Origin of the sequence: Acinetobacter tianfuensis, from assembly GCF_003611465.1 — a bacterium.
GTDB lineage: Bacteria > Pseudomonadota > Gammaproteobacteria > Pseudomonadales > Moraxellaceae > Acinetobacter > Acinetobacter tianfuensis.
In genome coordinates, this window is sequence record NZ_RAXV01000060.1 from 1 (window position 1) to 6,474 (window position 6,474).

9 protein-coding genes are annotated in these 6,474 nt (G+C 40.7%); 6 read left to right on the top strand and 3 right to left on the bottom strand.

Features of this window, described 5'->3' with window-relative positions; translation table 11 throughout:
- Window positions 1-319: 319 nt before the first annotated feature.
- Together D7V32_RS16395 and trhP are read right to left on the bottom strand one after the other, a co-directional pair.
- The gene (locus tag D7V32_RS16395; protein ID WP_120403858.1) at window positions 320-574 is read right to left on the bottom strand and encodes a YfhL family 4Fe-4S dicluster ferredoxin; all 255 of its coding nucleotides are present in this window, start codon (window positions 572-574) and stop codon (window positions 320-322) included.
- A gap of 11 nt (window positions 575-585) precedes the next feature.
- Window positions 586-1,986 carry a prephenate-dependent tRNA uridine(34) hydroxylase TrhP gene (gene trhP, locus D7V32_RS16400; RefSeq protein WP_120403859.1) on the bottom strand — a complete coding sequence of 467 codons (1,401 nt, stop codon included), beginning with the start codon at window positions 1,984-1,986 and terminating at the stop codon, window positions 586-588.
- A 157-nt stretch (window positions 1,987-2,143) separates the two neighbouring features.
- On the opposite strand from trhP, the gene D7V32_RS16405 reads away from it, so the two are divergent.
- The 4 genes from D7V32_RS16405 (at window position 2,144) to arsH (ending at window position 4,832) form a co-directional block, all read left to right on the top strand.
- Complete coding sequence (locus D7V32_RS16405; RefSeq protein ID WP_120403860.1) at window positions 2,144-2,464, top strand: metalloregulator ArsR/SmtB family transcription factor; 321 nt, start codon at window positions 2,144-2,146, stop codon at window positions 2,462-2,464.
- Between the two features lie 16 nt (window positions 2,465-2,480).
- Window positions 2,481-2,954 carry an arsenate reductase ArsC gene (locus D7V32_RS16410; protein WP_120403864.1) on the top strand — a complete coding sequence of 158 codons (474 nt, stop codon included), beginning with the start codon at window positions 2,481-2,483 and terminating at the stop codon, window positions 2,952-2,954.
- An 85-nt stretch (window positions 2,955-3,039) separates the two neighbouring features.
- Window positions 3,040-4,092 (top strand): ACR3 family arsenite efflux transporter, encoded by a 1,053-nt coding sequence (arsB, locus tag D7V32_RS16415; protein WP_120403861.1) that lies wholly within the window; start codon window positions 3,040-3,042, stop codon window positions 4,090-4,092.
- Between the two features lie 35 nt (window positions 4,093-4,127).
- A complete protein-coding gene (gene arsH, locus D7V32_RS16420; RefSeq protein ID WP_120403865.1) occupies window positions 4,128-4,832 on the top strand; it encodes an arsenical resistance protein ArsH in 705 nt (234 codons plus the stop codon).
- A 16-nt stretch (window positions 4,833-4,848) separates the two neighbouring features.
- Here the strand turns inward: arsH and D7V32_RS16425 are convergent, their stop codons facing one another.
- On the bottom strand, window positions 4,849-5,250 hold the full coding sequence (locus tag D7V32_RS16425) for a MerR family transcriptional regulator (RefSeq protein WP_120403862.1): 402 nt from the start codon (window positions 5,248-5,250) through the stop codon (window positions 4,849-4,851).
- A gap of 74 nt (window positions 5,251-5,324) precedes the next feature.
- Between D7V32_RS16425 and D7V32_RS16430 the strand changes: the two genes are divergently transcribed.
- Complete coding sequence (locus D7V32_RS16430) at window positions 5,325-5,960, top strand: cation transporter (RefSeq protein WP_120403863.1); 636 nt, start codon at window positions 5,325-5,327, stop codon at window positions 5,958-5,960.
- Between the two features lie 305 nt (window positions 5,961-6,265).
- Window positions 6,266-6,474 (top strand): hypothetical protein (locus D7V32_RS16435; protein ID WP_147394238.1); only part of this gene is annotated, 209 nt, incomplete at its 3' end.

Here is a 6,474-nt window from a genome sequence, read left to right on the forward strand (position 1 = left end):
TAGTGCGTTTTAATTCAGCTAAAGTGTACGCACTTTAGCTGAAACAAAATTTAGAATATCCAATACTTTTTGCAGTTTATAGGAACTTAGGAAGCTAACACCAAAGTTCCTTTTTTTATGTTGAAAGGCTGGTGCATAGACAGCTCAGATTTACTGCAGTTTCGAGTTTAAAAAAATAGCCGAAGCATCCCCAAATACTTCGGCTTTGTAGATTTAGCACATGTGCTAAACATTTTATGATTTTGTTTTTATTGTTTTTTAGGGAACTTCGGAGTGCGCTGTAAATACTCCCGTTCCTCTTTGCCTGCCTTCCCCAAGGTCATTGCTTAAATAAGTTTAATCCTTTGAATTTTTCTAATAGCTGCGCTTGGCTTTCCACATGCTCAGGATGCGGAATAATGCACTCAATTGGACAGACATCGACACAAGTTTGTGTTTCATAAAACCCCACGCACTCTGTACAGCGGTCCGTATCAATTTCATAAACCTTTGTTCCCTCATAAATCGCATCATTGGGACATTCGGGCAAACACATATCGCAGTTAATGCATTTGTTAGTAATGAGTAATGCCATAACGAACTCAATTAAGCCTGATAAGCCAAAGCTGATGCAGAAATATCTGCCGTCGAATTTGGCAAGTTGCGAATCAGCAGGGCATAGGTCATGTCTGCATCAGCAGGTACAGGAATATCGACGATATGACCTGAGCCTTTGGCATCTTCAATCAAGTTGCCTTTTTTATCTTTAATTTCAGTCAAAGTGAACGTAATGTTGCCTTTGGTTGTCATCAGTTCTAATGAATCACCCACCGCAAAACGGTTTTTCACATCAATTTTGATGTAATCGCCATTGCGTTCTAAAACTTCACCGCAGAAAATTTGGTGGTCAAAACTGGATGAACCATTTTCATAGTTTTGATATTCGCTATGCACATGACGGCGTAAGAAACCTTCGGTATAACCGCGGTTTGCTAAACCTTCAAGCTGCGTCATCAGTGATGGATCAAAGTCTTTGCCTTGTAGCGCATCATCAATGGCTTTACGGTAAATTTGCGCAGTACGGGCACAATAGAAATACGACTTGGTTCGACCTTCAATTTTCAGCGAGTGAATACCCATTTTGGTTAAACGGTCGACATGCTGAACGGCACGTAAGTCTTTAGAGTTCATGAAGTATGTGCCGTGTTCATCTTCTTCGGCAGCAAAGGCTTCTTCGTCATTGCGCTGTAATAACACTGGTTCGGACACTTGATGCTGAGCTTGCATGTGCAGTTCATCTGCATCTTTTGAGCAGCAGCCAGATTTTTCTGCCGTATCAATATTTTGTACAGGAATCACATCGCCATTGGTATCTTCAGCGGTTTCAGACACTTTGTATTCCCAACGGCAGGCATTGGTGCAGGCGCCTTGGTTGGCATCGCGTTTATTCATGTAGCCCGACAGCATGCAGCGCCCTGAATAGGCCATGCAGAGTGCGCCATGAACAAAGACTTCAATTTCCATGCCTGGAACTTGCGTTTTAATTTCTTCGATTTCTTCAATTGACAGTTCCCGTGACAAAATCACACGGGTCAGCCCCATCTTTTGCCAAAACTTGACCGTTGCCCAGTTCACGGCATTGGCTTGCACCGAAAGATGAATATCAATTTCAGGGAAGTTTTCACGCACCATCATAATCAGACCTGGGTCTGACATAATCAGCGCATCAGGTTTCATTTCAATAATTGGCGTTAGGTCGCGAATAAAGTTTTTTAATTTTGAGTTATGCGGCTGGATGTTGACCACCACATAAAACTTTTTGCCCAAAGCATGCGCTTCGTTAATGCCGATTTGCAGATTGTCATGGTCAAACTCGTTATTACGCACACGCAAACTATAGCGCGGCTGACCTGCATACACTGCATCTGCACCATAGGCAAAGGCATAGCGCATGTTTTTCAGTGAGCCAGCAGGCGATAGAAGTTCAGTAACAGTCGTGATACTCATGACAAAAATTAAGGCATATAAAAAATATGGCTTTATTGTATGAATCTAAAAAAATGATTCAACCTAGTAAAAAGCTCGGAATTATAGATTAAAAAAGGCTATTTTTTTAGTCAAACTGGCATTAATATATATGCATATTTGAATATGCATATATATTATGGATCAGCTGAATTTCTTTAAATGTTTGTCAGATCAAACCCGTCTCGATATTTTGACCATTTTGCAGCTGCGCGGTGAAAGCTGTGTCTGTGATTTAATGACTGCTTTAAATTTAAGCCAGCCAAAAATATCCCGTCATTTGGCCTTATTGCGCAGTGCCAAAATTTTGCAAGATCGCCGCCAAGGGCAGTGGATTTATTATCAAATTCATCCTGAATTAGAAACATGGTGTATCGATATATTGAAAATATCCTTGCAGCATAATTCACGCGCAGAGCACTTTAAGTTTTCTGCAAATGCAGCGCCATGTTGTGATTAATATTAAGAGTAACTCTATGAATTTTTTATTTTTATGCACAGGAAATAGCTGCCGGAGTATTTTATCAGAAGCACTTTTTAATGCACGTGCTCCGCAGGGCTTCAGTGCGTGCAGTGCAGGCAGTCAGCCTTCGGGCAAGGTACATCCGCTTTCATTAAGAACCTTGCAAAGTTTGAATATTCCAACAGAGGGCTTGTGGAGTAAAAACATGCAGGATTGTGAAGAATTTAATCCGCAAATTGTGGTGACTGTATGCAGTTCGGCAGCTGAAGAACCATGCCCGTTATATTTAGGCAATGCCATTAAAGTGCATTGGGGCTTGGAAGATCCTTCGCATTTAGAGTGCGCTGATGATGAGAAAATGCAGGCATTTATGCGGACGGTTGAGCATATTCAACGCCGTTTTGATGCCTTCTTTGACTTGGATTTAAACCATTTAAGTAAAGAAGATCTAGTTATAGCGCTGAGTAAAATTGGTCAGATTGATTGATTAAGCAGCGAAATTGCAAAAATAAAAGCTTGATTTTTGATCATGGCTTTTAAATTTTTGCGGTCTACGTTGAAAAGTTGAAGATATGCAAACTGCAAAACTATCTTTTTTAGACCGAAATCTTACGCTATGGATTTTTATTGCCATGGCGCTTGGCATTTCGGTTGGTTATTTTTTCCCGCAAGCTTCGCGTATTTTAGACAGCATGAGTATGGGAACAGTCAATTTACCCATTGCGATTGGTTTGATCCTGATGATGTATCCGCCTTTGGCAAAAGTGGACTATGCCAATTTGCCGCAAGTGTTTCAGGATAAGCGAACACTGATGCTGTCACTGGTACAAAACTGGCTGATTGCACCTTGTCTGATGTTCACTTTAGCGATTATTTTCTTGCAGAACTATCCTGAATATATGACGGGGCTGATTTTAATTGGCCTTGCGCGCTGTATTGCGATGGTTTTGGTGTGGAATAGCTTGGCATGCGGCGACAATCAATATGTGGCTGCCTTAGTTGCATTTAACAGTATTTTCCAAATTTTGTTTTTTAGTACCTATGCATGGTTATTTCTAAGCTTCTTGCCGCCTTATTTTGGTGTGGCTGGGCAAGTGATTGATGTCGGTTTTTGGACTATTACCAAAGCCGTGCTGATTTATTTGGGCATTCCATTTTTATTGGGCTTTCTCAGCCGTACGATTTTGGTGAAGCAAAAGGGCATAAATTGGTATCAAAATATGTTTATTGCCAAAATCAGCCCACTGAGTTTATTGGCATTGCTGTTTACCATTGTGGCGATGTTTAGCCTAAAAGGCGCTGAAGTTCTAAGCCTGCCAATGGATGTGCTGCGTATTGCTATTCCGCTGACCATCTACTTTGTAGTGATGTTCTTCATTAGCTTCTTTATGAGTAAATGGATGGGCAATGACTATGCCAAAACCACAGCCATTTCTTTTACAGCAGCGGGCAATAATTTTGAATTGGCGCTTGCAGTAGCGATTGCCACTTTTGGTTTGGCTTCGCCTGTGGCATTTACCACCATTATTGGGCCTTTGGTTGAAGTTCCTGTCCTCATTGCTTTGGTCAGTGTCTCACTATGGCTGCGTCAAAAATATTTCTCAAATGCAGGAGCGAATTCTTAATGAGTACTAATTTATCAAAGATTGATCTAGCGAAAATTGAACTCCCAAATATCAATATAGATTTGCTTGAACAGCCTGCGTTTGAAAAAGTTCAGGCACAAGCGCTTACACATCCGCCACGGATTTTATTGCTGTATGGTTCAAACCGTGAGCGTTCGTATAGCCGTTTAGCGGTTTTGGAAGCAAAGCGTATTCTGGAGTATTTTGGTGCTGAGGTAAAAATTTTCCATCCCAAAGGTCTGCCTCTGCCTGAAGATGGAGATATGACGCATCCTAAAGTTCAGGAATTACATGAGTTATTGGCTTGGGCGGAAGGCATGGTGTGGTGCAGTCCAGAGCGTCATGGTGCTATGAGCTCTATTTTAAAAGCGCAAATTGATTGGATTCCGCTGGCTGCTGGAGCAATTCGTGCTACACAGGGTAAAACGCTGGCATTGATGCAAGTCTCAGGCGGTTCACAATCTTTTAATGCGGTTAATCAAATGCGGATTTTAGGCCGTTGGATGCGTATGATCACCATTCCAAATCAATCTTCAATTCCTAAAGCCTTTTTGGAATTTGAGGAAGATGGCCGTATGAAAGCTTCGAGCCTGTATGACCGAATTGTTGATGTGATGGAAGAACTGTATAAGTTCACGCTGTTAACCCGCGGGCAGTCGGGTTATTTGACCAACCGCTATTCTGAGCGTAAAGAGTCGGCGGCTGAATTGTCTAAACGCGTCAATCAGAAATCTATTTAACGCATGTCGATGCAGTTTATTGAGCTTCAAGCTGTTTTAGAATCTGACACTGATCGACTGTGTTTTGTGTGTTGCAGAATTGGCGGAGCTGTTGTAATTCCTGCTGGAATTTATGCAGTTCTGCCAATTTTTTCTCCACGTGCGCTAAATGCAAATCAATAATCTCATTCACTGCATGACAGTCTTGCTGCGGCTGCTGTTCTAATGTAATTAAGGTTTCAATTTCTTTTAAAGATAAGTCCAATGCACGGCAGCGCTGAATAAACAGCAGACGTTTTAAAGCCTCTTCTGAATAATATCGGTAATTATTATCTGCCCTAAATGAAGGCTGAATTAACTTCTTAGTTTCATAAAAACGGATGCTGTCCGTACTTAATCCTATCTTTTTACTTAACTCGCCAATTTTATAAGTTGCCATGCTTGACCTTGGAGTTACTCGAGGGTTTTTAATGACTATATATTGTTTAATACAGCTTTGTATAGGAGTTCTCTATGGTATGCAGTTGCAGTCATGAACCCGCACCGCCAAAACCGAATAGTAAATTTCGTATCGCCCTGTGGATTGCTTTGCTTATAAATTTGGCCATGTTTTTGGTTGAACTGATTGGCGGCGCTTATGCTCACTCATCATCACTTTGGGCAGATTCGCTCGACTTCTTTGGTGATGCTGCTAATTATGCCATTTCACTTGCTGTACTTGGGGCAAGTTTGTATTGGCGTGCTACGGTTGCATTGCTGAAAGGTGTGACCATGGCATTGTTTGGTTTTGTTGTCATAGGCAAAGTTATTTATTCCTATATGCAAGGTATTCCACCTGAAGCCGTGACCATGGGCGTCATTGGTATTGCTGCGTTAATTGCCAATGCGGTGTGTGCTTTTGTCTTATATGCTTACCGAGACGGTGATTCCAACATGAAATCGGTATGGCTCTGCAGCCGTAATGATGCCATTGGGAATGTCGCGGTAATTTTGGCTGCAGTCGGGGTATTTGGTACAGGCAGTTTATGGCCGGATATTATTGTGGCGGGAATTATGGCGGTATTGGGTTTAACGGGCGGTTATGCGGTGATTAAGCAAGCGTTGAAAGAGCGAAAAATAAAAGTAGAAGTACCAATGAACTGCTCTTAATTTACAATCTGCAGCTTTTGTATCAATACAATTTGCTTTATAAGAGATGCGCTAGTCTTTACTCCAAGGCTAGCTGTCTATGTTTAAAAAATGTAGAATATAGAAAATGAATATAATTATGTTTTTGGGTAAAGGCCCAATAAATTAGAAAAAAGTATAGATTTACATGAAAATTGAAAGAAAATAGTCAGCGTATTAAAGAAAATATAATCAACAACTTTTATGATTTTATCTTTATCAGCTTTCTGTTTTTATTTAGTTTTCAGTAAATATAATTTTTAAAATTACAATTAAGAAATTTTATTATGCTAGGCAAAATACTTGCTGTATTAGAAAAATTAGGCTTATCCGCTCAAAAGCGTGCCATCCATGCGCAATTTTCCAATCCTGCTTTGAATGAAGAACTCTTTATTCAGCGTATTGATGGTGAGCATGGCTTAAACCAAGGCTTGCAGGCAACTCTGATTTGCCTTTCCGCCAATGCATTGATTCCGCTGAAACAATTTATTGGTGT

Bases quoted from the DNA above. Each gene is read 5' to 3' on its own strand.
- D7V32_RS16430 (WP_120403863.1), top strand. From the start codon at position 5,325: ATGGTATGCAGTTGCAGTCATGAACCCGCACCGCCAAAACCGAATAGT.
- trhP (WP_120403859.1), bottom strand. From the start codon at position 1,986: ATGAGTATCACGACTGTTACTGAACTTCTATCGCCTGCTGGCTCACTG.
- D7V32_RS16395 (WP_120403858.1), bottom strand. From the start codon at position 574: ATGGCATTACTCATTACTAACAAATGCATTAACTGCGATATGTGTTTG.
- D7V32_RS16405 (WP_120403860.1), top strand. From the start codon at position 2,144: ATGGATCAGCTGAATTTCTTTAAATGTTTGTCAGATCAAACCCGTCTC.
- D7V32_RS16425 (WP_120403862.1), bottom strand. From the start codon at position 5,250: ATGGCAACTTATAAAATTGGCGAGTTAAGTAAAAAGATAGGATTAAGT.
- D7V32_RS16410 (WP_120403864.1), top strand. From the start codon at position 2,481: ATGAATTTTTTATTTTTATGCACAGGAAATAGCTGCCGGAGTATTTTA.
- arsB (WP_120403861.1), top strand. From the start codon at position 3,040: ATGCAAACTGCAAAACTATCTTTTTTAGACCGAAATCTTACGCTATGG.